General features: G+C 69.1%; 21 protein-coding genes and 2 tRNA genes. 9 read left to right on the top strand and 14 right to left on the bottom strand.

The annotated features are described in order from the left end of the window. Positions 1-211: 211 nt before the first annotated feature. Complete coding sequence (locus tag G515_RS20640; RefSeq protein ID WP_051218131.1) at positions 212-1,474, bottom strand: type 2 periplasmic-binding domain-containing protein; 1,263 nt, start codon at positions 1,472-1,474, stop codon at positions 212-214. Positions 1,475-1,710: 236 nt separating this feature from the next. Here G515_RS20640 and G515_RS23060 point away from each other — a divergent pair, with 236 nt between their 5' ends. The 5 genes from G515_RS23060 to katG all read left to right on the top strand — a co-directional run bounded on the left by G515_RS23060 (position 1,711) and on the right by katG (position 8,517). Further along, complete coding sequence (locus G515_RS23060; RefSeq protein ID WP_084653421.1) at positions 1,711-4,206, top strand: CaiB/BaiF CoA-transferase family protein; 2,496 nt, start codon at positions 1,711-1,713, stop codon at positions 4,204-4,206. Between the two features lie 33 nt (positions 4,207-4,239). Beyond that, positions 4,240-5,256, top strand: a complete 1,017-nt coding sequence (locus G515_RS0109805) for an NADPH:quinone oxidoreductase family protein (protein WP_028659997.1) — start codon at positions 4,240-4,242, stop codon at positions 5,254-5,256. A gap of 180 nt (positions 5,257-5,436) precedes the next feature. Continuing rightward, the gene (locus G515_RS0109800; protein ID WP_028659996.1) at positions 5,437-5,763 is read left to right on the top strand and encodes a hypothetical protein; all 327 of its coding nucleotides are present in this window, start codon (positions 5,437-5,439) and stop codon (positions 5,761-5,763) included. Between the two features lie 64 nt (positions 5,764-5,827). Beyond that, the gene (locus G515_RS0109795; RefSeq protein WP_028659995.1) at positions 5,828-6,256 is read left to right on the top strand and encodes a Fur family transcriptional regulator; all 429 of its coding nucleotides are present in this window, start codon (positions 5,828-5,830) and stop codon (positions 6,254-6,256) included. A gap of 53 nt (positions 6,257-6,309) precedes the next feature. Then, complete coding sequence (gene katG / locus G515_RS0109790) at positions 6,310-8,517, top strand: catalase/peroxidase HPI (protein ID WP_028659994.1); 2,208 nt, start codon at positions 6,310-6,312, stop codon at positions 8,515-8,517. Between the two features lie 92 nt (positions 8,518-8,609). Here katG and G515_RS0109785 read toward each other — a convergent pair whose 3' ends face one another. From G515_RS0109785 to G515_RS0109770, 4 genes are all read right to left on the bottom strand, one after another. Next, positions 8,610-9,173 carry a type 1 glutamine amidotransferase domain-containing protein gene (locus G515_RS0109785; protein ID WP_028659993.1) on the bottom strand — a complete coding sequence of 188 codons (564 nt, stop codon included), beginning with the start codon at positions 9,171-9,173 and terminating at the stop codon, positions 8,610-8,612. A 15-nt stretch (positions 9,174-9,188) separates the two neighbouring features. Further along, positions 9,189-9,704, bottom strand: coding sequence for a Dps family protein (locus tag G515_RS0109780; protein ID WP_245565321.1), 516 nt, complete (start codon positions 9,702-9,704; stop codon positions 9,189-9,191). Between the two features lie 163 nt (positions 9,705-9,867). Continuing rightward, on the bottom strand, positions 9,868-11,592 hold the full coding sequence (locus tag G515_RS0109775; RefSeq protein ID WP_157571067.1) for an MFS transporter: 1,725 nt from the start codon (positions 11,590-11,592) through the stop codon (positions 9,868-9,870). Positions 11,593-11,741: 149 nt separating this feature from the next. Then, positions 11,742-12,323, bottom strand: a complete 582-nt coding sequence (locus tag G515_RS0109770; protein ID WP_036555185.1) for a TetR/AcrR family transcriptional regulator — start codon at positions 12,321-12,323, stop codon at positions 11,742-11,744. A gap of 293 nt (positions 12,324-12,616) precedes the next feature. Between G515_RS0109770 and G515_RS20630 the strand changes: the two genes are divergently transcribed. Continuing rightward, complete coding sequence (locus G515_RS20630; protein WP_051218127.1) at positions 12,617-13,534, top strand: HNH endonuclease; 918 nt, start codon at positions 12,617-12,619, stop codon at positions 13,532-13,534. A gap of 98 nt (positions 13,535-13,632) precedes the next feature. On the opposite strand, the gene G515_RS0109760 is transcribed toward G515_RS20630, so the two are convergent. Both G515_RS0109760 and G515_RS23625 read right to left on the bottom strand, forming a co-directional pair. Next, positions 13,633-13,708 (bottom strand) — tRNA-Ala (locus G515_RS0109760). A gap of 11 nt (positions 13,709-13,719) precedes the next feature. Next, positions 13,720-13,848 (bottom strand): DLW-39 family protein, encoded by a 129-nt coding sequence (locus tag G515_RS23625; RefSeq protein WP_211220997.1) that lies wholly within the window; start codon positions 13,846-13,848, stop codon positions 13,720-13,722. Between the two features lie 266 nt (positions 13,849-14,114). Between G515_RS23625 and G515_RS0109750 the strand changes: the two genes are divergently transcribed. The 3 genes from G515_RS0109750 to G515_RS20620 all read left to right on the top strand — a co-directional run bounded on the left by G515_RS0109750 (position 14,115) and on the right by G515_RS20620 (position 17,517). Beyond that, positions 14,115-15,500, top strand: coding sequence for a M14 family zinc carboxypeptidase (locus tag G515_RS0109750; RefSeq protein WP_084653399.1), 1,386 nt, complete (start codon positions 14,115-14,117; stop codon positions 15,498-15,500). 139 nt (positions 15,501-15,639) lie between these two features. After that, positions 15,640-16,923 (top strand): M14 family zinc carboxypeptidase, encoded by a 1,284-nt coding sequence (locus tag G515_RS20625; protein ID WP_051218123.1) that lies wholly within the window; start codon positions 15,640-15,642, stop codon positions 16,921-16,923. Positions 16,924-17,046: 123 nt separating this feature from the next. Beyond that, a complete protein-coding gene (locus tag G515_RS20620) occupies positions 17,047-17,517 on the top strand; it encodes a hypothetical protein (RefSeq protein WP_157571065.1) in 471 nt (156 codons plus the stop codon). Positions 17,518-17,578: 61 nt separating this feature from the next. Here G515_RS20620 and G515_RS0109735 read toward each other — a convergent pair. From G515_RS0109735 to recF, 7 genes are all read right to left on the bottom strand, one after another. Further along, positions 17,579-17,655, bottom strand: a tRNA-Ile gene (locus G515_RS0109735). 203 nt (positions 17,656-17,858) lie between these two features. Beyond that, on the bottom strand, positions 17,859-18,452 hold the full coding sequence (locus G515_RS0109730; protein ID WP_028659988.1) for a DUF3566 domain-containing protein: 594 nt from the start codon (positions 18,450-18,452) through the stop codon (positions 17,859-17,861). Then, positions 18,452-21,187: a DNA gyrase subunit A gene (gene gyrA / locus G515_RS20615; RefSeq protein WP_051218122.1), complete on the bottom strand. Its 2,736-nt coding sequence runs from the start codon at positions 21,185-21,187 to the stop codon at positions 18,452-18,454. The genes G515_RS0109730 and gyrA overlap by 1 nt, the downstream gene beginning before the upstream one ends. Positions 21,188-21,238: 51 nt before the next feature. Further along, positions 21,239-23,461, bottom strand: a complete 2,223-nt coding sequence (gyrB, locus tag G515_RS0109720; RefSeq protein ID WP_084653397.1) for a DNA topoisomerase (ATP-hydrolyzing) subunit B — start codon at positions 23,459-23,461, stop codon at positions 21,239-21,241. Positions 23,462-23,648: 187 nt separating this feature from the next. After that, the gene (locus G515_RS0109715; RefSeq protein WP_245565320.1) at positions 23,649-24,698 is read right to left on the bottom strand and encodes a tellurite resistance/C4-dicarboxylate transporter family protein; all 1,050 of its coding nucleotides are present in this window, start codon (positions 24,696-24,698) and stop codon (positions 23,649-23,651) included. A 28-nt stretch (positions 24,699-24,726) separates the two neighbouring features. Further along, a complete protein-coding gene (locus tag G515_RS0109710) occupies positions 24,727-25,362 on the bottom strand; it encodes a DciA family protein (protein ID WP_245565319.1) in 636 nt (211 codons plus the stop codon). Continuing rightward, the gene (gene recF, locus G515_RS20610) at positions 25,359-26,549 is read right to left on the bottom strand and encodes a DNA replication/repair protein RecF (RefSeq protein ID WP_051218120.1); all 1,191 of its coding nucleotides are present in this window, start codon (positions 26,547-26,549) and stop codon (positions 25,359-25,361) included. Before recF ends, G515_RS0109710 begins: the two co-directional genes overlap by 4 nt. Positions 26,550-26,646: the final 97 nt, after the last annotated feature.

The raw sequence follows: 26,646 nt of genomic DNA, 5'->3' as shown, positions 1-26,646 counted from the left end.
GGCGCCCACCAAGGCACCAACACCCTCACCATCCACGACCTCGCCGGCAACACCACCACCTACACCTTCACCCTCAACTGACCCACCACCACACCCACACCGGGGCCCGGCCTGAACCACAGGCCGGGCCCCGGTGTCGATCGGCAACCGCTCGTCAGCGGGCCGGGCCGAACCGACCGAACCGGTCGGGGAGCCCGGGCCGACGCCCGGCTCAGCTAGGGCGGTGCGGGAGGTAGATCTCCTCGTACATCCGCTTCGCGTACGCGTCGACGTCGAGTGGCTCATCGCCGAGTTCTGCGGCCATCTCGTTCCAATCCGCATAGTCCCTGTAGCCCTCGTCCTCGGCGATCCCGGTCCACTTCTCGATCGCGGCATCGAGATCCTCACCCGTCGCCTGCGGGTCGAGGACATTGAGGGCCCCGGGTTCGCGCAGTCCGTCGATGACCTCTTGGAGCTTCTCCTCGGCCGCCGGGTCGATCCGGTGGAACCCACCGCCGAACTGATGCACCGCGTCGGTCGCGTCGACGGTCCAGGCCGCGGTCGAACTGATGTGGTCGCGGACGTACCCCTCGAGCATGTCCCAGATCAGCTGGCGGGCCGCAAGGGGCAGCTGGCTGACCTTCGCGCCCGCGACCAGGGCGGTGGAGCTGCGGCCCCAGGACACATCGGTCGGGAACGTCACCTCGGGCGCCACCTCCAGAAGACCCTGGGAGGCGGCGATCTTGAGCGAGATGATCGCGCAGTCGATGACGTGACGCTGCAGGGCGTCGTACACCTCACCCAGCTGGAGCGAGACCCCCGAGGCGCCGAGCGCCTCGGCCAGAGCGAAGTCGGTGGCCGACCCCGCGCGGATCTGCTTGCCCTTGAAGTCCTTCAGTGAGGTCACCGGCTCGGAGCAGATCAGAGAGTTCGAGAACTCGAACTCCGCCGGCACCAGCACCTCGACACCCTTGTCACGAACGTCGTCGAGGACCGGCGCGGTGTCCCATGCCACCTCCTGTCCGGCGGCGATGTGCACCATCTCGGGAAGCAGTGGACCCGGTGCGGGAGCCGCCGAGAGGGCGCTCAGGTCGGTGATCGCCGGGTACTTGGCGGGGTTGTAGATCGGGATCTCCATGCCGAGGTCGATGCGACCATCGGCCACAGCTTCGACCACCTCGTCGTAGGGCGCGATGCTCTGCCCGAAGATGACCTCGACGCTGATCTTCCCTCCCGACCACTCCTCGATCGACTTCGCGAAGGCGCGTTCCCGATCAGCTGTGTGTCCGGTGCCCGTGGAGCCGCCCTGGTAGACCAACTCGACCGGGTCCATGTCCGCCAGGGCCTCCTGATACTCCGCCTTGGAGGCGCCGTACTCCACGCCCTCACCGGCGGAGCCATCCGCCTCCGCCTGCCCGACCGAGCCTGCACATCCGGACAGCACGGCCATACCGAGGGCCGTCGTCATCGCAGTCGCGATGGTGAATCTCTTCATGGGGCGCCGTTCTCCTTCGAGTCCTGGGGGCTCAGGGTGCTGAGGTCTTCTGATGTGCGCGCCTTCCGGACCGCCCACAGCGCCACCCGACCCGGGCCGGCAGGGCCGGATTCCGCGATTCGTTGTGCGGCCTTCACAAGGCGGTGAGGCGTGTCACATAATCTGGCACCGTAGCAACGAACGTTCGTTAAGGACAGGGTGGCCGACGGGGCTTCTCGTACGACGAAAGTGTGGCGATGGCGTTTCTCTCCGGGTACCGAGTGCTCGACCTGACCGACGAGCGCGGCCTCCTGGCCGGACGGCTCCTGGCCGACCTCGGTGCCGATGTGGTGCAGGTCGAACCCCCGGAGGGAAGCACGGCACGCCGCCGCGCGCCTCGGCCGTCGGATGGTGGTGATTCCTTCGTCTGGGACACCTATGCGGCGAACAAGCGCGGCGCCATCGCCGACCGCGACTCCGCGGAGGGCCGGCAGCTGATCCGCCGCCTCGCCACCGTGGCCGATGTGGTGATCGAGTCGGCAGGGCCGAGCACGATGGGCCCGCTGGGACTCGACTACGCGGACCTCCGGGAACTCAACCCGGGCCTGGTCTACGTCTCCATCACACCCTTCGGCCGGACCGGCCCGAAGGCGGACCTGCCGGCCTCCGACCTCACCGTCTGGGCGGCCGGTGGGCCGCTCGATGAGCACCGTCCCGACGGCGGATCCCCGCTGCGGATCTCCCTTCCGCAGGCCTTCCTCCATGCCGCCGGGGATGCGGCAGCCGGTGCCCAACTCGCCCTGCTCGCGCGCGCCGAGTCGGGTCGGGGCCAGCTCGTCGACGTCTCCGCGCAGACGAGCATGGGCGCCTCGACCCTGGCCCGCATCCTCACCCACGCCGCGGGCGACACCCCGCGGGAGATGTTCGCCGGGCTGCGCCTCGAGGAGAAGCGGGTCGACCAGTCCGGCAGCGGAAGCGCCACCCCACCAGGCCTGAAGAAGTGGGAGTGCAAGGACGGACTCGTCGAGTTCCATCTGAGCATCGGCCCGGCCAGTGGTGGGTTCACCACCCGGTTCATCGCCTGGCTCGCCGCCGAGGGGGTCGATCTGGGGCGGTACGCCGAGATCGACTACCGCCTCGCGCCCCAACTCATCGCCGACGGTGAGCTCACCCAGGACGACATCGTCGATCTCCGCTCCAGAGTGCGGGCGTTCTTCACCACGAAGACCAAGGCCGAGGTGCTCGCCGCCGCCGTCGAGCACAAGCTCCTGTGCGTCCCGATCCTCGACTCCTCCGACATCCTGGCCTCCGAGCAGCTGCGGCACCGCGACTTCTGGGTGACCCTCGGCTCGGGCGAACGTCGGCGGACCATGCCGGGACCGTTCGCTGCGATCGAGGGGGAGGCGCTGAGCATCTCGCGGCCGGCCCCGACGCCCGGCGAACACACCGCCGAGGTGCTCGCGGAGTGGCTCGAGCCCACCGCGGCAGGCCCCTCCGTGGGCGAGCGAGCCGCCTCGGAGGGCGCGGCCGAGCAGGTGCCTCGCCTGCCCCTCGAGGGTCTCAAGGTGCTCGACTTCAGCTGGGTCGTCGCCGGACCCTCGATCACCCGCGCCCTCGCCGACTTCGGCGCGACCGTCGTACGGGTCGAGTCGCCGGCGACCCCCGAGACCGCCCGGCTGATGCAGCCGTACTACGGCGCAGTCCAGGATCCGGAGAACTCGGCGCTCTACGGCACATGGAACGCGGGCAAGCTCGGGATCACCCTGGACCTGAGCACCGCGGACGGGCAGCGGACGGCAGCCGACCTCGCCGCGTGGGCAGACGTCGTCGTCGAGTCGTTCTCCCCCGGCCTGTTGGCGAGGTGGCACCTCGACTATCCGACGCTCAGTGCCGACCATCCCGACCTGATCATGCTCAGCGCCTCCCTGAACGGGCAGAGCGGACCGCTGGCCAAGATGGCCGGATACGGCAACATCGGCGCGGCGTTGTCCGGGTTCCAGACACTCGCCGGACGCAACGATGGTCCTCCGCTGGGCCCCTTCGGGCCGTACACCGACTTCATCGCCCCGCGCTTCGGACTCGCCGCACTCCTGGGGGCCGTGGAGAACCGGCGGCGGACCGGCCGCGGCTGCTACATCGACCTGTCGCAGGTCGAGGCAGGGGTGTGGATGCAGGCTCCGGAGATGGCCCAGTTCGCCTACGACGGCACCATCGCCGAGCGGCTCGGCAATGCCGACCGCGAATTCGCACCACACGGCGTCTTCCCGACCAAGCCACCGGCGGGCACGGACCGGCACACCTACATCGCCGTCGCAGTGACCCAGGACGAGCAGTGGCCCGCGCTCGCCGAACTCATCGGGCGACCCGACCTGGGTGTGGATCCCGGACTTCGCCACGCGGAGGGCAGGCGCGCTCGAGCAGCCGACCTCGAGGACGCGGTCGCCGCCTGGACCGCGCAGCTCACCGGAGCCCAGGCGCAGGCCCACCTGCACAACGCCGGCGTGCCCGCGCACATCTCTGCCGACAGCAGCGACATCAGCGCGGATCCTCAGGTCGTCCACCGCGGCCATCTCGTCACGCTGCCGCACGCCCGGCTCGGTTCGGTGACCGTGGAGGGTCCGCGATATCTGCTCTCCGAGACCCCCGGTCGCGTCGCCGGACCGGCACCGCACAAGGGTGAGCACAACGACGTCGTCCTGACCGAACTCCTCGGGCGCGAGACCCAGCTACTCGCGGCGCAGCAGGGCCGGTAGGTTCGCGCCGCACACCATCACAGAAAGGCGAGGATGAACACCGATCCCGAATACCGAGCCCTGGTCTGCCGCGAGTTCGGCGACTGGCGCGACCTGGAGCTGACGACCCTGGGCCGCGCGGAACTCTCCGCCGGTCAGGTCCGGATCCGGGTGCGCCACGTCGGCATCGGGTTCGCGCTCAAGCTCTTCGTCGCCGGCACCTACCAGCGCCGACCAGCGCTCCCGTTCACCCCCGGCACCGAGATCAGCGGCGAGGTGCTCGAGGTGGGCGACGGGGTCGATGGCCTCACCGTGGGGCAGCGCGTGGTGGCGGCCCTGGACTGGGGCGGTCTGGCCGAGGAGGTGGTGACCACCGCGGACACGGTCTACCCGCTGCCGGACGGCGCCGATCCCGGGCCGGCGGCCGCTCTCCCGATCACCTACCCGACCGTGTGGTCGGCGCTCGCCTGGCGGGCCCGACTCGAGCCCGGCGAGACCGTCCTCGTCCATGGTGCCGCCGGGGCGGTGGGCACCGCAGCGGTCCAGATCTCCCGGCTGATGGGTGCGCGCGTGATCGCGACCGCGAGTACGCCGGAGAAGCGGGCCGCCGTCGCGGCCGAGGGCGCCGACGCCGTACTGCCCTCCACGCCCGACACCCTCCGCGAGGCGGTTCGCGACCTGACCCGGGGCCGAGGCGCCGATGTGGTGATCGACCCGGTGGGCGGCGCGTTGTTCGACGAGTCCGTGCGGAGTACGGCTCCTGGCGGGCGGCTGGTCACCCTGGGGTTCGCCTCCGGCAGCGTGCCCCGGGCCGCCGCCAACCACCTGCTGGTCAAGGACATCGCGGTGATCGGCCACAACTACGGCCGTTACATCGGTTGGGGCCGCATCGACGAGCGACGCGAGCACGCTCCCGCCGTTCGCCGGATGGTCGACACGATCCTCGCGGCGTACGCCCGGGGCGACAGGATCCGTCCGCGCACCGACCACCTTCCGCTGGAAGATTGGGAGAAGGCCCTCGAGATCCAGCTCTCCGGACGGGCCACCGGCAAGATGGTCGTCGATCTCTGACCCGATCCCGGCAGTCGGATCCCGGGCGCTCCGCTCGTCGCGGTCACCGTCGTGTCGGCACAGCAGACCCGGAGTCTCCTGATCGGGCGAGCCGGCCCGCGGGGACGGACACGTTCCGCATGGAACCGCCCCCGACGGGTACGTCGAGATCGGCAGCTACGGCCGACGCCAGGAGGAGACATGCCACAACAGGCCTGGAGCAGGAAGCGCGAGCGTCAGTACGAGAAGGTCAAGGCCAGCCAGCTCGACCAGGGGCGCAGCGAGGACCGCGCCGAGGAGATCGCCGCGCGCACGGTCAACAAGGAGCGCGCCCAGAAGGGCGAGTCGAAGCAGCGCAGTCGCACCTCCACCGACGATGTGTCCCCCGGCCACCGCGGCGGCAAGCGATCCGGGCACGGAGCTCAGGGACGAACCAAGGCGCAGTTGTACGCCGATGCCAAGCGACAGGGCGTCAAGGGCCGTTCGAAGATGAGCAAGGCGGATCTGGAGAAGGCCGTGGGGCGCTGAAGCTCTTACCGAACTGACGCCATCATTTTTTGATCTGTTCAAGAATTGGTGGCACGATCGGGGCATGCCAGAGCAGCCCGATTTCACGCAGATGCTGCGCGATGTGGGCCTGCGTGTGACCCGACCCCGGCTGGCCGTCATGGACGCCCTGCACCGGCACGCGCATGCCGACACCGACACGGTGATCGGCGTCGTCCGGCAGGGCCTGCCGGAGGTCTCGCACCAGGCGATCTACGACACCCTGCGTGCCCTGACCTCCACCGGCCTGGTCCGCAAGATCCAGCCGCTGGGCTCAGTGGCCCGCTACGAGACCCGGGTCGCCGACAACCATCACCACGTCGTGTGCCGCACCTGCGGCTCGATCAGCGACGTCGACTGCACCATCGGTGCCGCACCCTGCCTGCAGGCCTCCGACGACCACGGCTTCCACATCGACGAGGCGGAAGTCATCTTCTGGGGCCAGTGCCCCGACTGCATCGCCGCCAGCGCCTGACTCACCCTCGATCCCCCATCCGACTTCCATCACCGCCCCAATGGAGAGGAACCATGTCCGAGAACCACGAGACCGAGCTCGCCGACCTGAACGAAACCCAGGCCGGCAAGTGCCCGGTGATGCACGACGCATTGGTCCACCCCACTCAGGGATCTCCCAACCACGAGTGGTGGCCGAACAAGCTGAATCTCAAGATCCTCGCGAAGAACCCCGCCGTGGGTGACCCGTACGGCGCGGACTTCGACTACCGCAGCGCCTTCCTCTCCCTCGACCTCGCCGAGGTCAAGGACGCGATCAAGGCCGTCCTGACCGACTCGAAGGACTTCTGGCCGGCCGACTTCGGCCACTACGGCCCCCTCTTCATCCGGATGGCCTGGCACTCCGCCGGCACCTACCGGGTCTTCGACGGCCGCGGCGGCGGCGGCACCGGTCAGCAGCGCTTCGCCCCGCTCAACTCCTGGCCCGACAACGGCAACCTGGACAAGGCCCGCCGCGTGCTGTGGCCGGTCAAGAAGCAGTTCGGCCGTGCCCTCTCGTGGGGCGACCTGATGATCCTGGCCGGCAACGTCGCGATGGAGGACATGGGCTTCCCGACGTTCGGCTTCGGTGGGGGCCGTCCCGACGTCTGGGAGGCCGACGACGACATCTACTGGGGCCCCGAGACCGAGTGGCTCGGCGGTGAGGAGGGCGGCACGAAGCGCTACTCCGGCGAGCGGGATCTGGAGGACCCCCTGGCGGCGGTCCAGATGGGCCTGATCTACGTCAACCCGGAGGGCCCGGAGGGTCAGCCCGACCCGCTCGCCTCCGCGGTCGACATCAAGGACACCTTCACCAAGATGGGGATGAGCAACGAGGAGACCGTCGCGCTGATCGCCGGCGGCCACACCTTCGGCAAGACCCACGGTGCCGGTGACGCCGACCTGGTCGGTGCGGAGCCGGAGGCCGGCGGCATCGAGCAGATGGGTCTGGGCTGGGCCTCCACCCACAACTCCGGTAAGGGCATCGACGCGATCACCTCCGGACTCGAGGTCACCTGGACCTACCACCCCACCCGTTGGGACAACGAGTTCTTCCACATCCTGTTCGCCTACGAGTGGGAGCTGTTCCAGTCGCCCGCGGGCGCCTACCAGTGGCGTCCGAAGGACAACGGCGGCGACGGCCTGGTGCCGGAGTCCTTCGGGGACGGCAAGCGCGAGCCCCGGATGCTGACCTCCGACCTCGCCCTGCGCGTCGACCCGGAGTTCGAGGCCATCTCCCGGAGGTTCAAGGAGGACCAGGCGGCCTTCACCGACGCGTTCGCGCGGGCCTGGTTCAAGCTGACCCACCGCGACATGGGCCCCAAGGCCCGGTACCTGGGCGCCGAGGTCCCCGCCGAGGACCTGATCTGGCAGGACCCGGTGCCTGCCGGCACCGAGCTCAGCGAGGCTCAGGTCGCCGCGCTCAAGCAGGCCATCGCCGACTCCGGCCTGACCGTCTCCCAGCTGGTCTCCACCGCCTGGGCCTCCGCGTCGACGTACCGCAGCTCCGACAAGCGCGGTGGCGCGAACGGCGCGCGGATCGCCCTCGAGCCCCAGCGCTCCTGGGCGATCAACCGGCCTGCGGAGCTCGCGCCGGTGCTGACCCAGCTCGGCGAGATCGCCGCCGCCCAGGGCGTCTCCCTGGCCGACGCGATCGTCGTCGGCGGTTCGGTCGGCGTGGAGAAGGCCGCCTCCGCCGCCGGTGTCGACGTCACCGTCACCACCACCACCGGCCGGGGCGATGCCACCCAGGAGACGACCGACGTCGAGTCCTTCGGCTACATGGAGCCCAAGGCGGACGGCTTCCGCAACTTCCTGGCCAAGACCAGCAAGTTCCCGGCCGAGTTCACCCTGGTCGACCGGGCCAACCTGCTCGGCGTCAGCGCCCCCGAGCTGACCGTGCTGATCGGCGGCCTGCGGGTGCTCGGCACCAACTGGGACGGCTCCGACCACGGCGTGTTCACCGACGCGCCCGGCACGCTGAGCAACGACTTCTTCGTCAACCTGCTCGAGCTCGACACCACCTGGACCGCGACCGACGCCTCCCAGGAGGTCTTCACCGGTACGACGGGCGACGGCCGCACCTGGACCGGCACCCGCAACGACCTGGTGTTCGGCTCCAACTCAGAGCTGCGTGCCCTCGCCGAGGTCTACGCCAGCGACGACGCGAAGGAGAAGTTCGTCAATGACTTCGTCGCGGCCTGGGTCAAGGTCATGGACGCGGACCGGTTCGACCTGGTCTGAACTGAATGGCGCGAGCGTGTCGTGCTCGCCTGACTGACTAGCTCCGTACCCGTCGCCCGGGTCGGTCCCGCCGGACCGGCCCGGGCGTCGACCTATCGAGCCACCCCGGCGAAGGCCTCGACCATCGCCTCGGTGAACGCCGGCAGGTCGTCGGGGCGGCGACTGGTCACCAGCGTCCAGTCGTTGGTCCCACACACCTGCACCTCGGCGTCGCGCCAACTGCCCCCGGCGTTGCGTACGTCGGTGCGCAGGCTGGGGTAGCTGGTGAGCGTCTTCCCGCGTAGTACGTCGGCCTCGACCAGCATCCAGGGGCCGTGACAGATCGCGGCCACCGGGGTGCCGGCGTCCGTGAAACCCCGGACGAAGTCGGCCGCCTCCGGGAGGAGTCGCAGCCGGTCCGGGTTGGTCGTGCCCCCCGGGAGGATCAGTCCGTCGAAGTCGGCGGCGTCGCAGTTGGCGAGATCCCGGTCGGCCTCGAAGGTCTCCCCCGGCTCGACGTCGTGGTGGTACGCCTGGATCCGGGACCCCCCGGGGACGACGAGCACCGCTCGGCCGCCCGCGTCCTCCACCGCCTCGCGGGGAGCGGTGAGCTCCACCTGCTCCACCCCGTCGGTGGCCAGGATCGCGATGGTCCTCTCGGTGAGTTCATCGCTCACGGCCCTAACCCCCTTTCAGCCGGCGCGGTGGGCGGCGTCCTGCTCGCCCACGGCACCCTTGGTGCTGAGCCGGCCGGTGGAGTCCTCCAGGTGCGCGCGCACGAACCAGTGGAACAGCTCCAACTGTTCGGTGTTCCCGATCAGCAGGTCCTGGGTCACCAGGTCGAGCTCGTCGAGCTCCGTGATCGCCTCACGCTGACTGGTGATCACGCCCTGGTAGGCGATGTCCAGGGCTCCCAGGTGCTCCTGCGTCGGCGCGCGGCCGATGCTGTAGTCGCTCCAGCCGCGTCGCTCGACCAGGCCGCCCGGCGTACCCTGCGGCGAGCCGCCAAGCGTCGCGATCCGCTCCGCCACCGCATCGGTCATCGCCCGGACCGCGTCGACCTGCGGGTCGAGCATCTCGTGGACGGCGATGAAGTGGGGACCGACGACGTTCCAGTGGACGTGCTTGAGGGTCAGATGCAGGTCGTTGAGCGCGTCCAGCCGCTCCTGCAGCAGCTCGATCACCCGTGCCGCCGCCTTGTCACTCATGCCGGGAACAGTGTAGCGAAGCTCTTCACTCATCTCCCGCCGGTACCCACGCCGGCCGTGTCCATGCGTGTAGGGGTGAGCCTCACTCCGCCCCGGGAACGACGTGAGGCGTCGCCGGTCGGCCCGACCGGCGACGCCTCGTGCCCTATGGAATAGGAACTTCTCAGCGGTTGGCGGAGGTCGCCTCGAGAGCGGCCAACTCCTGCTCCACCCGACGGGTGTGCTCCTCAGCGTCCCGCTTGGCGGCCCGCGGGCTCCACCTGCCCTTGAGCAGAGGCACGCACCCTACGAAGAAGATGGCGCCACCGAAGCAGACCCAGTACCACGTCTGCCACTGGCCGGGTGCCTCGGCAGCGGCGTTCTCCACGGAGTCCCCGTGCTCCGCGAGGAAGCTCATCGCCTCCGGCGGGACCTGGCCGAGAGCGGTGAGCTCCGCGACCGCCTCCTCCTGGCTCACCCCCTGGGCGTCGACGATCTGCCCGACCGCGGCGGCCTGCGCGGTGGTGTCGGTCGGGTCGGCCGAAATCGCGGCCATGGTCTCGGGCTCGATCACCGCGGCCGTGGCCAGTTCGGCCTGGTACTCGGTCGCGATCTCCGCGGTCTGGGCGCCGTAGTTCACCAGCGGGGTCATCGCAGTGACCACCAGCGGCACCAGCAGGAACGATGCGAAGACGGTGAGCCGCTGGATCCAGCCCCAGATGGCCAGGCCGGTGGCGATCAGGGCGGGGTTCTGCGCCTCGACGGTCTCGGTGAAGCTCGCCATCCAGGGCGCGTAACCGAAGGCGCACACCGCCGACATCAACGCGATGATGGTGGTGAGGGTGCCGAAGCTCGGATTGCCGCCGAACTGCTGGAGCAGCAGCACGATCATGAGCGCGGTGCCGAGGCCACCGACCACCATGAAGGGCTTGCGGACGCGGAGCCGGTCGGAGAGGAGCCCCGCGGCGATCAGGGCGACGACGTTGACGCCCCACTGCCAGGTGGCCACGCTGTTGGCCTGGTCGAGGGCGAACCCGAAGATGGTCGTGTAGATCACCGTGCCGAACGCGATCGCGGTGTAGTAGGAGAACAGCAGCACCGAGACGGCCAGCGAGGAAAGGATGATGGGAGCGGTGAGCAGCTGACGGATGGGGTTCTTCAACGCCGCTTCGACGTCGATGCCCTGCGCTCGGGCCTCGACCAGGGCGCGATCCTGCTCGCTGACCATCAGCTGGTTGCGGATCGAAGGGGAGAGCTCACGCAGGAAGAGGAAGGCGATCACGAAGACCACCAGACCGACGAAGCCGCAGATCCGGAACTGCGATTGCCACTGGCTGTTCTCGTCGATGGTCATCGAGCCGACCACCCCGACGATGAGGCTGCCGAGCACCGGCCCGATCGTCCAGAACCCCATCGCGGTGGCCCGGCCGACCTGCGGAGAGAAGTCCCGGATGAGGGCGGGGGTCGCGACCAGGATCATGCCCTCCACGACCCCGACCAGCGTGGTGGCGATGATGAAGGGCCACTTGGCGTCCATCGCGGGGATGACGAACGCGGTCAGGAGACTGGTGAGCAGCAGGCCGTAGACGACGAGGTGGGTACGACCGATCTTGTCGGCCACACCTCCGGCCAATGCTCCGAACGCCCCTGCGAGGTTGCCGAAGGCGAGTGCCCAGACATAGAACTTGAAGCTCATCCCGAACTCGACCAGGAGCAGGGTCGAGACCGCCCCTCCGACGTACAGGGTGTAATAGAGCATCACGGTGATGGCGACGACGAGCACCAGGTAGCCGATCCGCGGACCGGTGCTCGGGTAATGCTCCAGGTGACGATTGCGAATGCCTGCCCAGAAGCCAGGCCCTGGCGGGCGATCGAGGGTGATGGTGCTCTCTTGACTCTCCGTTGTCACGTTGATTCCTCCTGGACGCGACCACCAAGCGGTCCCAGCGACCGCGCGTGGCCCACGTCACACCGAGCAGGAGTGTGACATTTCCCGGAAGTGTTGCAAATACCCCTTTTGGAGAGCCTCGCGGAGGTCCGGTGTGATGAGCGCCGGATTCAGGTCAGCAGTGCCTCGAACAGTGCGCGCTGGACCCGGTCGGCGGTGGCGAGGTCAGGGTGGCGATCGGCCAGAACGTCGGCGTACAGGAACGACTCCCCCAGTCGTACGAGTGCGTAGGCCAGATCGCCCGGATCGATGGCCGGCCGAAGACCGAACTCCTCCATGTCCCGGCGTACCAACTGCTCGACGAACGAGGTGACCCCCGGTTGGATCCGCCCGTGCGGATCGGTGACCAGGCGCAGGGTGAGGGTCGGCTCCTCGTTGAGGAGACGTCGCACTCCCGGGGACTTGGCGATCATCTCGTTGATGTAATGCCCGGTCCCGAAGTAATGGAACTGGTCCGGGCGCCGCTCCCCCTCCCAGCGCTTCTCCGCGATCTTGAGCATGGACTCCGTGAGCATCCACAGGGCCTCGGCGAGGAGATCCTCGCGCCCCCCGACATGACGGAACAGAGTCGCCCGGGAGACGCCGATCTCATCGGCGAGCCCCTGCATGTCCAGCCGCTGTCCCCTGACCACCCAACGCGAAGCCGCGGCGATGATGGTCTCGGCCCGGCTCGCGGCGGGTGCGGCGCTCATGGGGACATCATGCCTGTCCCTCGGTCCCCGCGCGCCGGTGCCGGAGTCTCGTTCGTAACTGGGGGCATCCGCCTAATGTCTTGGACCAGCAGGTTGATTCGCTTGAGGACCCTTCGGTCCAGAGCCTGCCACCATACGCAGTCCTCCAAGGCGTTCCGGTATACGGTGCCGCGCCGGCCAGCAGGTGAAGGAGGTCGAGCATAGGGCTGTCCAGCGGCGGTGGCGAGTACGGGTCGCGTCGGCTGCTTCGCAACTCCGCATCGCCTCCGATGCAAAGCTGCGATGATCTCGCTGTGAGCCCCCACGAGCGACTGCGGGAACTGGCGATCAGGCATGCCGCCTTCGCCTGGCTCGACCGCGAGCGCGCGGTGGGGAACGAGACCTTCACGCAGGCGAGCACAAGCAACCTCACCCTCCTCGAGGAGAACATTCGCCTGATGCCGACTCAACAGGGCATCTGGAAGCCTGGCCAACTCTCCGCGGCATTGTCGATGCGGACCGTGTACCGACCCGAGGGCTCCGATCGGCCGTACGACGATGCCGTCGGCGCCGATGGTCTCTACCGCTACAAGATGCGGGGCGACGATCCGTACCACTACCAGAACCGGGCACTTCGCGAGGCCATGGTCGAGCGACTCCCGCTCATCTGGTGGCTCGGGGTCCAGGGCGGCGGATACAGCGCCCTCTACCCGATCTATCTCGTCGGCGAAGAGCCCGCGCAGCAGCAGTTCGTCGTCGACATCGACGCGGTCCCTCAGCCCGACATCACCTGGCCATCGGTCGAGTTCGAGCTGGACCCGTCGTACCGGCGGCAACTGACCAAGATCCGCCTCCATCAGCGCCCATTCCGCGCCGCGGTGCTGCGCGCTTACAACACCTCGTGCGCGGTGTGCTCCTTCCGCCACAGCGACCTCCTCGACGCCGCGCATATCCAGGAGGACAGCGGCGGCGGACGGCCGATCGTGACCAACGGCCTGACCCTGTGCAAGATGCACCATGCAGCGTACGACCGACAGATCCTCGGGATCACGCCCCGCTACGAGGTGCGGATCAACGACGAGGTCCTACACGAGGTGGATGGCCCGATGCTGCGGCACGGGATCCAGGAGTTCCACGGCAAGGAGTTGATGGTGCTCCCGCAGCGGCGGGCAGAGCGGCCAGACTCATCGCTCCTCGAGGAACGCTTTCAGGCCTTCTTGGACGCTAGCTGATGACGAGCTTCACCCGTCAGTCGCCCGCAGCGGATCCATCTGGAGCAGGGGATACGCCTGGGAATGAGAGAAACCGCAGGATGACCCGCGGTTTCTCGTGGTGGAGCCTAGGGGACTCGAACCCCTAACCCCCTGCTTGCAAAGCAGGTGCGCTACCAATTGCGCCAAGGCCCCGCTCGTTGCGGTCAGGCGCCTTCGATGGGGTCGGTGGCGGCTGCCCACTGGGCCTGCTCGGCCTTGCTGCGGTCGAGGAGCTTCTTGCTGACGAGCGCGCCGACGAGGGCGACGACGGCGATGACGAGGAGCTTCTTCACCTTATTCCTCCAGAGGATGGGTCAGGTAGGACTGCGGGCAGCCTACCGAACGCCCGGTGGCGCCGGTGAATCGATGCCAGCACCTGCCGCGACAGGGCCGCCCTCTACCAGCCGGACATCAGTCAACGCCACCACCCTTAGTCGGTTGACGCCGCGTCAGGAACAACCAATAGGTTCGAGGAGGCAGAACAACCGGCCGCTGACTCGGCAGTGGTGGATGACGTGCTGCATGCCGTGCAGTGGCCTGACCGCATCGGGAGGCCTGCATGTCCATATCCAAGTCATCGCGCTCGAAGTCTCGACTACGGCGGCGAGGCGTCGCACTCGCTGGCGCCGCGACACTGGTCGCGGCCGGTCTGGTGGGGTCGGGGGCGACGTCCGCCACCGCGGAGCCGGACGACCAGCTGATGACCGCCCTGGAGGCGGCACCGGACACGCTTCAGACGCCGTTCGAGCAGAGCAACGGCGCGACCTGGACCACCTTCGATGAGTCGAAGCGGTTCTGGCGCCAGCTCGACGAGAGCACCGAGCGGGTCGCGGTGGAGCGGATCGGTACGACGGTCCAAGGCCGGCCGCTGCAGCTGGTCAAGGTGGGCGCACCGGCGCCGAGGTCGGTCGATGCCGCGGCGCAAGGTTCGGTGCTGATGTACAACTGCTCGATCCACGGCAACGAGAACTCGGGGCGCGAGGCCTGCATGCAGCTGGCCCGCGACCTGGCCACCTCGCCCGACCCGGCGGTCGAACGTCTTCTCCAGCGCACCACCGTGCTCTTCCTCAACTCCAACCCGGACGGCTGGGTCGCCGACACCCGGGGCAACGCCGACGGCGTCGACGTCAACCGCGACCTGATGGAGCTCGCCACCCCGGAGGGCAGGGCGATCGCCACCACGATCCGCGACTGGAAGCCCGACGTACTCAACGACCTGCACGAGTACGGCGCAGGCGAGTTCTACAACACCGACCTGCTCCACCTGTGGCCGCGCAACCGCAACGTCGACCCGGCGATCCACCGGCTCGCGCAGAGGATGAACAACGACTATTCGGCCCCGCAGGTCGAGAGCCTCGGCTACACCGCCGGCATCTACGGCCTCCTGGTCAAGGACGGCCAGCCCTTCCAGCAGGTGGCCGGCGACGGGCAGGGCCGCATCCTGCGCAACTACTCCGGCCTCCAGCACGTGGTCGGCATGCTGAGCGAGACGGCGGGCAACGCCCTCAACCCGGAGGAGGAGGCCGACGAGGCTCTGCTGAACCGGCGTCGCGTCGAGGTCAACTACAACAGTGCGGTGGGCAGCGCCGACTTCATCGCCGAGAACCGCACCCAGGTGCAGCGCCAAACGGCGGCCGCGGCCGAGCGAGCCACGCAGAAGGGGGCCGACCAGGCGAGCGTCGTCTACTTCGCCGGTCAGGACGATATGGTCCCGACCACCCAGGACGGCGCGGACCCGACCCCCATGTGCGCCTACCAGCTGGACGCCGAGCAGTTCGACAGCCTACGCAGCACCCTGCGGATCCACGGCATCACCTGGGAGCGCACCGGAGGTGGCGGGGTTCGGGTGAGCATGGCCCAGGAGGACCAGGGCCTGATCCCGCTGCTGCTCGACGAGCGTTCGGAGTACCGCCTCACCGAGGCCGCACCGATCGACGAGTGCTGAGCCAGCCACACCTCAGGGGGTACGACGGGCCGACCGGCTGACCCCGACCGGCCCGTCGTACCCCCAGCCCGGCAAGGCACCCGCCTGCGCCGTACCCCCGCCCGGGGGACGGCCACATCACCGGAAAGAGAGACACCACATGCGTCAGAAATCTCGGGTACGACGCGCCGGGCGGGCCACCGCCGCGGCGTTGTTCGCAGGCTCCCTCGCCATGGGCCTGCTGGTCTCCGCCAACCCCGCAGTCGAGGCCGCGCCGGCCGCCAAGCGCGACCGCCCCGGTTGTCAGACGACCGACGACCCGCCCACCAACAAGTGGACCTTCCACAACGAACTCGGCCGCGAGCTCACCGCCATCCAGCGCAAGAGCCTCGGACGGGTCAAGGTGAGCAAGGTCGGCGAGAGCATCGAGGGTCGCGCCATGTGGGCGGCGCGCGTCGGCTTCGGCGACCAGGTGCTGATGGTGCAGAGCGCCATCCACGGCAACGAGCGCACCGGCACCGAGGCGCTGCTCAACCTCCTCCGCGAGCTGGGCACCAAGAACGACCGCGCCACCAAGGAGATCCTGCGCAACGTCACCCTGGTGGCGATGCCGATGGTCAACCCGGATGGCGGCGAGCTCAACCGCCGGCAGAACGCGATCACCTGGGACCAGGTCGTCGAGCAGTACCCGCAGCTCGAGGGCGCCCCTCCGGCCTGGTACTTCTCCCAGACCCAGGACCAAACCGGCTTCGACCTCAACCGCGACTTCCACCCGCAGCTCGACTACCAGCCGCGGCCGCAGGATCTCCCCGGCCGACAGGTCGATGCCGGCTTCTACCTCTCCCCCGAGTCGCAGGCGATCCGCGACATGTACGTCGACCTCCGCGAGGAGTTCGACACCCCGCCGGCGGTCGTCGACCTACACCACGCCGGGCCCTGCGGCCGCCTCGAGGGTGGTCCGCAGGACGGCAAGCTGGTCTCGGTCGAACTCGACTACCCGCCGCTGGGCGTCAACGACGGCGCGGCGTACGAGCAGGAGTGGCCGCTGCTCGACCAGGACCTCTCCCGCCGCTACGCCCTCGCCGCCGCCAACGGCATGCAGGACGCCGTCGTCGACGACCAGTCCCCGCTCGCAGCCGTCGGTCGCTACGTGCACTTCGACGAGCGTGAGTACGAGGGCCAGGGCCGGTCGGCGTTCGCCCTCAACGGCTCTCCGACCGTGCTCTTCGAGGTCCGCGGCCAGGCCGACGACTTCGGCCAGAAGGGCATGAAGATGTTCGTCACCGCCGTCCAGAACGGGCTCGACGGCATCATCGAGTCGATGGCCACCGACGAGATCGAGGACCTCGACGGCGACGACTTCTTCGACCTCGCCCACACCGGTTGGGAGACCCAGGCCGACCGGGACGCACGGGACGAGTGGCTCGCGGACGCTCCGAACTGACGACGCCCCCTCGGGTCGGTGAAGCCAACCCTTCGAGCGGGCCCCGACGTGCGCGTCGGGGCCCGTTCCGTCAGAACCCAGAGAAGGTGATGCGTACCGCCCCGGACCGGCCAGACTCAGAGCGTGACCACTCGTGCGCTGCCTTCCTCCTGGGATAGGTCCACCGATCGACCCGAGAAGGGTGCGATGAAGTGGGACGGCGATCAGTGGCGTCGATGGAACGGCCGGAAGTGGGTCACCGCGGCGTACTCCGCCGATCCGGAGCGCCTCAAGGATCCCGGCCTGATGCGGACACGGGAGGGCGGGCAGGTCCTGCGCCCCACTCCCGGCCAATGCAAGCACCTGCTCACCTTGGCCGTCGAGGACCAGGTCGTCGACAACCGTGCTCGAGTGGTGTTCGAGGGCCCGCACGGGACCGTGCTCGCCTATCCGACCCCGATCCATCACGGCCTCCACGCCGTCCTGTCGGTGTTGACCGGCGGACTGTGGTTGGCCATCTGGCTCTTCCGCGTGTTCGCCGTCTCGGCGCAACGGGTGCGGCCCGAGGTGGACGAGTGGGGCGATGTCTGGGCGACCGCCCTGCGCCGCCGCTGACCGACCCCTGCCGGCGCCAGCGAACGACAAAGCCCCCGCCTGAGGAGCGGGGCTTTACCGGTGGTGGGCCTAACAGGACTTGAACCTGTGACCTCTTCCTTATCAGGGAAGCGCTCTAACCGTCTGAGCTATAGGCCCGGGTGGACGAACCTCGACGTGGAAGCCGTCTCGGTCCGACCGAGGTGGAACATTACCGGACCGTGTCCGGGGCACCAAAACGGGGGGCTGCTCTGCACATTCCCGCGCCGAGGTGGGCTGCGCGGCGGCCAGCGTGCCGCCGCGCCCTCAGCCCGGATCAGGGCTGAGGTACGCCGGCACGGACCCGCTCGCGCGAGTGGGGGTCAGTCGTTGTCCTCGGTGAGGGTGACCTCGACACCGCCGAGCAGGGCCGCAGCCATGTTGTACAGGAACGCGCTCAGGGTGCCGATCGCCGTGAGCAGGACGACGTCGACGACCGCGACCACCATGGTGAAGCCCATCACCCGTGAGGTGCCGAGGTAGGCCTCGATGTCGAAGGAGGCGGCGTCCTCACCGCCCACGATCTCCTGGACGGTCTGGTTGATCGAGGCCCAGACGCCGGCGGCGTCGAGCACCGACCAGACGATGAACACCGAGACCAGGGTCACGACGCCGATCGCGATCGAGAGCAGGAACGAGGTCTTCATCACCGACCAGGGGTCGACCCGGGTCAGACGCAGCTGGGCACGGCGGGGCGACCGGCTGGGGGAGGTTCGCTTCTGCTTGGTCGGCTTCTGCTTCGCGGGCTCGGGGTCGGCAGCGGGCGGGGGGCTGGCGGCGCCACCCTCGGTGTCCTTCTCCGGGGAGGCTCCGAAGGATGTCCGGATCCGCTCGGTGAGCGGCCGGACCGCCGTGTCCTCGGCACCCGGGGTGACGGCGGGCCGCGGGGCGGTCCGCTCCACGGGGCGTTCGGTCATCAGAGGTCATCTCCATCGCTAGCGGTCTCGTCGCCGGCACCCTCGCTCGAGGAAGGGGCCGCCTCGATTGTGGCATCCCGGTCCACATCATCCGATTCTTCGACGCCCTCGCCGTCGGCCTCGACCTCCGCCAACTCGTCCTCGTCGTCCTGACGCGCCTCGACGCTGCGGGCCACGACGGCGACGGCATCGCCCTTCTTCGGCGTGACGAACTTGACACCCATCGCGGAGCGGCCGGTCGGCCGGAAATCCTCGTTGATCGGGCTGCGCACGACCTGTCCGGACTGGGTGATGGAGAGGATCTCGTCGCCGTCCTGGACGATGAAGCCGCCCACCAGATGCCCGCGGTCCTCGTTGGCCAGGCCCATCGCCTTGATCCCCAGACCGCCGCGGCCCTGGAGCCGGTAGTCGCTGATCTTGGTGCGCTTGGCGAAACCGCCGTCGGTGATGGTGAAGACGTACTGCTCCATCACCTCGGCCACCTGCTCACTGGTCGCGGCCACGTCGGCGGTGTCCTCGTTCGCCTCGGAGAGACCGGCCGCCACCTCGGCGGCCACCTGCTCCGCTCGGATCACCGAGAGCGAGAGCAGCGAGTCGCCGTCCCGGAACTTCATGCCGGTGACACCGGAGGTGGCCCGGCCCATCGGGCGGAGCTGCTCGTCGTCGGCACGGAACCGGATCGCCTGTCCCTTGCGGGAGACCAGCAGGATGTCGTCGTCGGAGCCGGTCAGCTGGGCACCGATGAGCTCGTCGTCGTCCTCGCGGAAGTTGATCGCGATGACACCGGCCTGACGGGGGCTGTTGTAGTCGGTCAGGCGGGTCTTCTTGACCAGTCCGCTGCGGGTGCCGAGCACGAGGTACGGCGCCTGCTCGTAGTCGCGGATCGCCAGGACCTGGGCGATCTGCTCGTCGGGCTGGAAGCTGAGCAGCCCGGCGACGTGTCCGCCCTTGGCGTCCCGGGTGGCCTCGGGCAGGTTGTAGACCTTGGTGCGGTAGACCCGTCCCGCGGTGGTGAAGAACAGCAACCAGTGGTGGTTGGTGGTCGCGATGAAGTGCTCGACCACGTCGTCGCCCTTGAGCGCGGCGCCGCGCACGCCCTTGCCGCCGCGCTTCTGGGTGCGGTAGGCGTCGGCGCGGGTGCGCTTGGCGTACCCGCCGCGGGTGATCGATACCACCAGGTCCTCATCGGGGATGAGGTCCTCCATCGACAGGTCGCCGTCAGCGGCGATGATCTGGGTCTTGCGGTCGTCGCCGTACTTCTCGACGATCGCGGTGAGCTCCTCACCGACGATGGATCGCTGCCGCTCGGGGGTGGCCAGGATGTCCTTGAGGTCGGCGATGATGATCTCGAGCTCGGCCAGCCGGTCGATGATCTTCTGCCGCTCGAGGGCGGCCAGCCGGCGCAGCTGCATGTCCAGGATGGCGTTGGCCTGCAGCTCGTCGATGTCGAGCAGCTCGATCAGGCCCTGCCGAGCCTGCTCGACCTCGGGGGAGCGGCGGATCAGCGCGATGACCTCGTCGAGCATGTCGAGGGCCTTGACCAGGCCCCGGAAGATGTGGGCCTCCTCCTCGCGCTTGCGCAGGCGGAACTCGGTACGCCGTCGGATGACCTCGATCTGGTGGGTCACCCAGTGGCTGATGAACTGGTCGATGCTCAGCGTGCGCGGCACGCCGTCGACCAGCGCCAGCATGTTGGCACTGAAGTTGGTCTGCAGCTCGGTGTGCTTGAGCAGGTTGTTGAGCACGACCCGGGCGATGGCGTCCCGCTTGAGGACGACGACCAGCCGCTGACCGGTGCGCGAGGAGGTGTCGTCGCGTACGTCGGAGATGCCTTGGACCCGGCCGGTGTCGGCGAGCTCGGCGATCTTGAGGGCGAGGTTGTCCGGGTTGACCATGTAGGGCAACTCGGTGACGACCAGGCAGGTGCGGCCCTTGGCGTCCTCGTCGACCTCGATGACGGCACGCTGGGTGATCGACCCGCGGCCGGTGCGGTAGGCCTGCTCGATGCCCTCCCGACCCACGATCATGGCGCCGAAGGGGAAGTCGGGGCCCTTGATCCGCTCGATCAGCGCTTCCTGCAACTCCTCGCGGGTGGCGTCGGGGTGTTCGAGCGCCCAGAGCGCGCCGGCGGAGACCTCGCGCAGGTTGTGCGGCGGGATGTTGGTGGCCATGCCGACCGCGATACCGGCTGAGCCGTTGACCAGCAGGTTGGGGAACCGACTGGGCAGGATGGTCGGCTCGGAGGAGCGACCGTCGTAGTTGGGCTGGAAGTCGACGGTGTCCTCGTCGATCTCCCGCACCATCTCCATCGCCAGCGGCGCCATCCGGCACTCGGTGTACCGCATCGCCGCGGCGGGGTCGTTGCCCGGCGACCCGAAGTTGCCCTGGCCGTTGACCAGCGGAGCCCGCATCACCCACGGCTGCGCGAGCCGCACCAGGGTGTCGTAGATCGCGGAGTCGCCGTGCGGGTGGTACTGACCCATCACGTCGCCGACGACGCGGCTGCACTTGGAGAAGCCGCGGTCGGGGCGGTAGCCGCCGTCGTACATCGCATAGAGCACCCGGCGGTGCACCGGCTTGAGGCCATCGCGTACGTCGGGCAGCGCCCGGCCCACGATGACCGCCATCGCGTAGTCGATGTAGGAACGCTGCATCGAGGTCTGCAGCTCGATCGGGCGGATCCGCTCGCTGGGGTCGGGCGGGGGAGTGGTGCCGTCGGTGGGGGTCTCGGTCACGATCGCTCTCTCTGAATGCTTCTATCGATGTCTAAGCCGTGCTCTAGATACTCAGATATCGAGGAATCGGACGTCCTTCGCATTGCGCTGGATGAAGGAACGGCGCTGCTCGACGTCCTCACCCATGAGGATCGAGAAGATCTCGTCGGCCTGCGCCGCGTCCTCCAGGGTGACCTGGAGCAGCAGCCGGTGGTCGGGGTCCATCGTGGTCTCCCAGAGTTCGTCGGCGTTCATCTCGCCGAGACCCTTGTAACGCTGGACCGGGTTGTCCTTGGGCAGCTTCTTCCCCTGGGCCTGACCGTCGGCCATCAGTGCGTCCCGCTCCGCGTCGGAGTAGACGAACTCGTGGACGTGCGGCTTGTTCCACCGCAGTCGGTAGAGCGGCGGTTGGGCCAGGTAGACGTAACCGTGCTCGATCAGCGGCTTCATGAAGCGGAACAGCAGGGTGAGCAGCAGGGTGTTGATGTGGTGGCCGTCGACGTCGGCGTCGGCCATCAGCACGACCTTGTGGTAGCGCAGCTTCTCGAGGTTGAACTCCTCGTGCACACCGGTGCCCAGCGCGGAGATGATCGCCTGGACCTCCTGGTTGGCGAGCACCTTGTCCAGCCGGGCCTTCTCGACGTTGAGGATCTTGCCGCGGATCGGCAGGATCGCCTGGATCCGCGGGTTGCGGCCGGACTTGGCCGAACCGCCGGCTGAGTCGCCCTCGACGATGAAGACCTCGCACTCCTCCGGGTCGGTGGACTGACAGTCGGCGAGCTTGCCCGGCAGACCGCCGCCGCCGAGCAGACCCTTGCGGTTGCGGGCCAGGTCGCGGGCCTTGCGGGCGGCCACACGTGCGGTCGCCGCGGCCTGCGCCTTGCGGATGATCTCCTTGCCCTCGCCGGGATTCTGCTCGAGCCAGACGCCGAGCTGCTCGTGCACGATGCTCTGGGTGAACCGCTTCGCCTCGGTGTTGCCCAGCTTGTCCTTGGTCTGACCCTCGAACTGCGGCTCAGCGAGCTTGATCGAGATGATCGCGGTCAGCCCCTCCCGGATGTCGTCACCGGTGAGGCGGTCCTCCTTCTTCTTGATCAGGCCCCACTCCTCGCCCCAGCGGTTCATCAGGCTGGTCAGGGAGGTCCGGAAGCCCTCCTCGTGGGTGCCGCCGCCCGGGGTGTTGATGTTGTTGGCGAAGGTGTGGACAGACTCGTTGTACGTCGAGTTCTGCCACTGCATCGCGACCTCGACCGACATCATGTTGTCGGCCTCGGCGCTGGTGGCGGCTTCGAAGGAGATCACCGAGGTGTTGGCGACCGCCTTGGAGCGGTTGAGGTATTCGACGTAGTCGACCAGGCCCCGCTGGAAGAGGAAGACCTTCTCGTAGGCGCCGCCCTCGCTGCGCTCGGTGCCCATCTCGGCGTCGGCGGCCTCTTCGCCCTCGACGGCACCGGCGGACTCGCCGTCCGGCTCGGCGTCGACGGCCTCGGCCACCTCCACCATCTTGGGGCGCTCGTCGCGCAGCACGATCTCCAGGCCCTTGTTGAGGAAGGCCATCTCACGCAGCCGGGACGCGATGGTCTCGAGGCTGTAGTCGAGGGACTCGAAGATGTCGGCGGAGGCGTACCACTGCACCGACGTGCCGGGCCGCTCGCCGGGCTCGAGCTCCCGGACGGCCTCGAGGGGTCCGTCGGGGACACCGAGGGAGAAGGTCTGCTCCCACAGGTGGCCACGGTTCTTGACCCTCAGGATCAGCTTGCTGGACAGCGCGTTGACCACCGAGACGCCGACGCCGTGCAGGCCGCCGGAGACCTTGTAGCCGCCGCCGCCGAACTTGCCGCCCGCGTGCAGCACGGTCAGTGCCAACGTGGCGGCCGGGACGTCCTGGCCGGGCGCGGTGTCGGTCGGGATGCCGCGGCCGTTGTCGACCACCTTGATCGAGCCGTCGGCCTTGAGCGCGACCACGATCCGGTCGCAGTGGCCGGCGAGCGCCTCGTCGACGGAGTTGTCGACGATCTCCCAGATCAGATGGTGCAGGCCGCGCTCACCGGTGGACCCGATGTACATACCGGGCCGCTTGCGCACCGCCTCCAGGCCCTCCAGGACCTGGATCGCCGAGGCGTCGTAGTCACCGGCTGCGGCGGTGGTGTCCGAGATGCCTTCTGCGTACCCCTCTTCGGTAGGAGCGGGAGTCAGGTCTGCGGGGGTCTCGTCGGACACATCCACCTCTTGTCGTGGTGAGCGCTGGGGCCCGGGACCTGATGGTGACCTCGGCCACAGCCCCGGGATCGGCATGGAGAGGGTCGACCGGCGTGCACCTGGGTCGACCCGGGTGACAGTCTACCTGTCAACGAGCCCTGAGCCACGCTTTGCGCCTCCTGGACACCCGATCTGTGCAGAAATCACCCTCACAGCGCGATGGGAAGCCACTCAGGAGCGCCGCGCAGGGCATCGGACGGGGGCCGGTACGTGCGGACGGCTCTCAGGCGTTCCTCGGCAACAGCACGGTCCGGACCTGATGGCGCACCATCGCCACGAACACGGTCACCCCGGCGGCCAGGGCGATCCACAGTTCGGTCTGCCCGATCCGGCCCACGATCGGGAGCTGGTCGGCCTCGCCGAGGTAGAGCCCGGCGACGCCGTACATGCCGAGCGGGAAGATGATGCTCCACAGGGTCGCCTCGTAGCGGAGCGGCACCCGGCGCGCCCAGTGCCGCCACACGCCGGCCGCCACCAGTACCGGGATCAGCCAGGTCGCGAACGCCCAGAACACGACTCCGAGCCCGGCGATCAGGTCGCGGGTCACGTTGACCATCGGGGCATCGGCCATCTCCACGATCCGGGCGGCCGAGAGCACCGTGATCGCCGCGGCACCCATCGCCACCCAGTACGGCGGGTCGAGCTCCTCGGGGCCGAAGTCGTAGAGCATCAGCCGTAGGGCCACCAGGATTCCGGCCGCGGCGTACAGGAAGACCCCGATCGACCACGAGGTGACCGCCAGCAGCGCCAGCCACTGCCTCGCTCCGGTGAACACGGGCTCGATGCTGGCCGCCGAGATCGCCACCGACTGGCTGGCCACCACCCAGATGAACCAGGTGCCGTTCGCGGTCGCGACCACCGGGCGCTCCTGCCGCCCCAGGACCGCGGTCCACGGGATCACGTAGCCGAGCACCAGCCAGCCGGCACCCGAGAGCACCAGGAGGGCGGCGGTGAGTTCGGGCAGACCGGCCGCGGCCAGCCTGGTGCCGAGCACATTGGTCCCGGCGATCAGCGTGAAGAAGCCGAACGCGCGCCGCGGGTCGTGGAAGTCGGCACCCATCGCGGAGGGGTAGGCGACCAGGCGGTAGAGGGTGAGCCCGCCGAGCAGCAGGTACGCCGCGGCACAGATCGCGAGCAGGACGCCGGACAGGACGGCGTACCCCTGGAGCTCGAAGCCGACCGAGAGGATCCCGCTCGCCATCACCAGCGCGAAGTAGCCCGGGGTCAACCCCTGGGCCGCTCGGCGGAACCGGTCCAGGATGCCTTCGCCCACGGGTTCAGGGTAGGGGAGCGGCCGCCGCTCAGCCGTAGGTGTCCCGCGGCCCGCGGGCGCCCCGGATCGACCGGCGCCCCTTCTTCCACGACGGGCCGTGTGGACCCAGCACCTCGATCAGGGTGACGGTGCCGTGCCCGAGGTCCTCGTTGAGCCGGCGTACCAAGGTGGGTGCGAGCAGGGTGAGCTGAGTGGCCCAGGCGGTGGAGTCGGTGCGGACCACGAGCCTGCCCTCGGTGAAGGTCTCCGGGGTGCAGTGGTCGGCGATCTCGGCGCCCACGATCTCGGCCCACCGGCCGAAGACGCCATGCACCCGCAGGGAGAGGTCCCAGCCGTGGTCGTCGACGAGCCGGGACAGGGTGGCATCGAGCAACTGGGGATCGCGGTCGTCGGGGTGGGCACCGCTGAGCCGGGCGCCGGTCGGGCGGTCCCGCCGAGGTCCGCGGCGGCGGGTGGATGCCTTCGGAGCGGGTGTCTTGGCGGTGGCGTGCATCAGTGCTCGGGCCAGGTCCAGACCGTCGGCGCGGTGCTCATCGGTGCCCTCCTCCGGATCGGCGGGTACGCCGGATCCGGCCGAGGCGTCCGGCCGGGACTCGGGTCCGTCCCGGGAGTCGTCGCGATCCTCCGCCGGTGCAGGGGAGGGGAAGAGGGGGTCGTCGTTCACGGCGCTTCCTCCTCCCGATCGGCGATGGGTGTCCCGACACCAGTGTGCTCCAGGGTCACCTCGCCGGCGGCGACCCGATACCGGGCGCCGCGCAGAGCAGCCGGTACGTCCTCGGCCACGGCCGCGGTGACCAGCACCTGCTCCGCGTCGGCGACGAGCTCGGCCAGTTGGGTACGCCGCTCGGTGTCCAGCTCGGCGAACACGTCGTCGAGCACCAGGATCGGGTCATCGCCGTCGGCCCGGAGCAGGTCGTAGGAGGCCAGCCGCAGGGCGAGCGCGAACGACCAGGACTCGCCATGACTGGCGTAGCCCTTGACGGGGAGCCGGTCGGCACCGCCATGGCCGAGCTCGAGGACCAGCTCGTCACGATGCGGTCCGACGAGGGAGATCCCCCGATCCAGCTCGTCGCCCCGTCGGCGCTCCACCTCGGCGAGCAGGGCCTGACCCAGCGACTCCGGGGTGGTCGCGTCCTCGGTGTCGAGGGAACAGCGGTAGGAGATGGCCGCATCGTCGCGGCCGGCGCCCCGGGCCACGGTGGCATACGCCTTCCCGACGTAGGGATGGAGGGCGTCGACCAGAGCCAGTCGGGCCGCCAGGAGTTCCCCGCCGACCCGAGCCAGGTGGTCGTCCCACACCGAGAGCGTGGCCAGGGCTGCGTCCCGGGCGCCCCCGCGGGCGAAGCCGGCGGTCTTGAGCAGCGAATTGCGCTGCTTGAGCACCCGGTCGTAGTCGCTCCTGGTGCCGGCCAGGCGCGGCGTACGCAGGACGAGCAGGTCGTCGAGGAACCGGCGCCGGTCCGACGGGTCCCCCTTGACCAGGGTCAGATCCTCGGGGGAGAAGACGACGGTGCGGACGAGGCCGACCAGATCCCGGGTACGGGGGAGGACCGACCGGTTGACGCGGGCGCGGTTGGCCCGCCCGGCGTTCAGCTCCGCTTCGAGGACCGCGGTCCGGCCATCGCGGACCACCGCCGCGCGCACCACGGCCTGGGACGCTCCGGCCCGGATCAGCGGTGCGTCCGTGGCAACCCGGTGGGACTGGAGCCTGGAGAGGTAGTCGATCGCCTCGACGAGGTTGGTCTTGCCCTGGCCGTTGCGGCCGACGAAGGCGGTCACTCCTGCCTCGAGGGGCACCTCGACGGCGGCATAGGACCTGAAGTCGTGCAGGGAGAGATGGGAGACGTACACCCTGTCCCTTTCTGCCGTGGACCGATCCCCGACGCGCCGCCCAGCGCCGGTGTGGCGACTCCAGACTCTCACCTGTGGAGCGGACAGCTTAGAGGGC

Source organism: Nocardioides insulae DSM 17944 (assembly GCF_000422825.1).
GTDB classification, from domain to species: domain Bacteria; phylum Actinomycetota; class Actinomycetes; order Propionibacteriales; family Nocardioidaceae; genus Nocardioides; species Nocardioides insulae.
The sequence above is the reverse complement of the archived record's forward strand: the minus strand, read 5'-3'. Positions and strand labels throughout refer to the sequence as shown.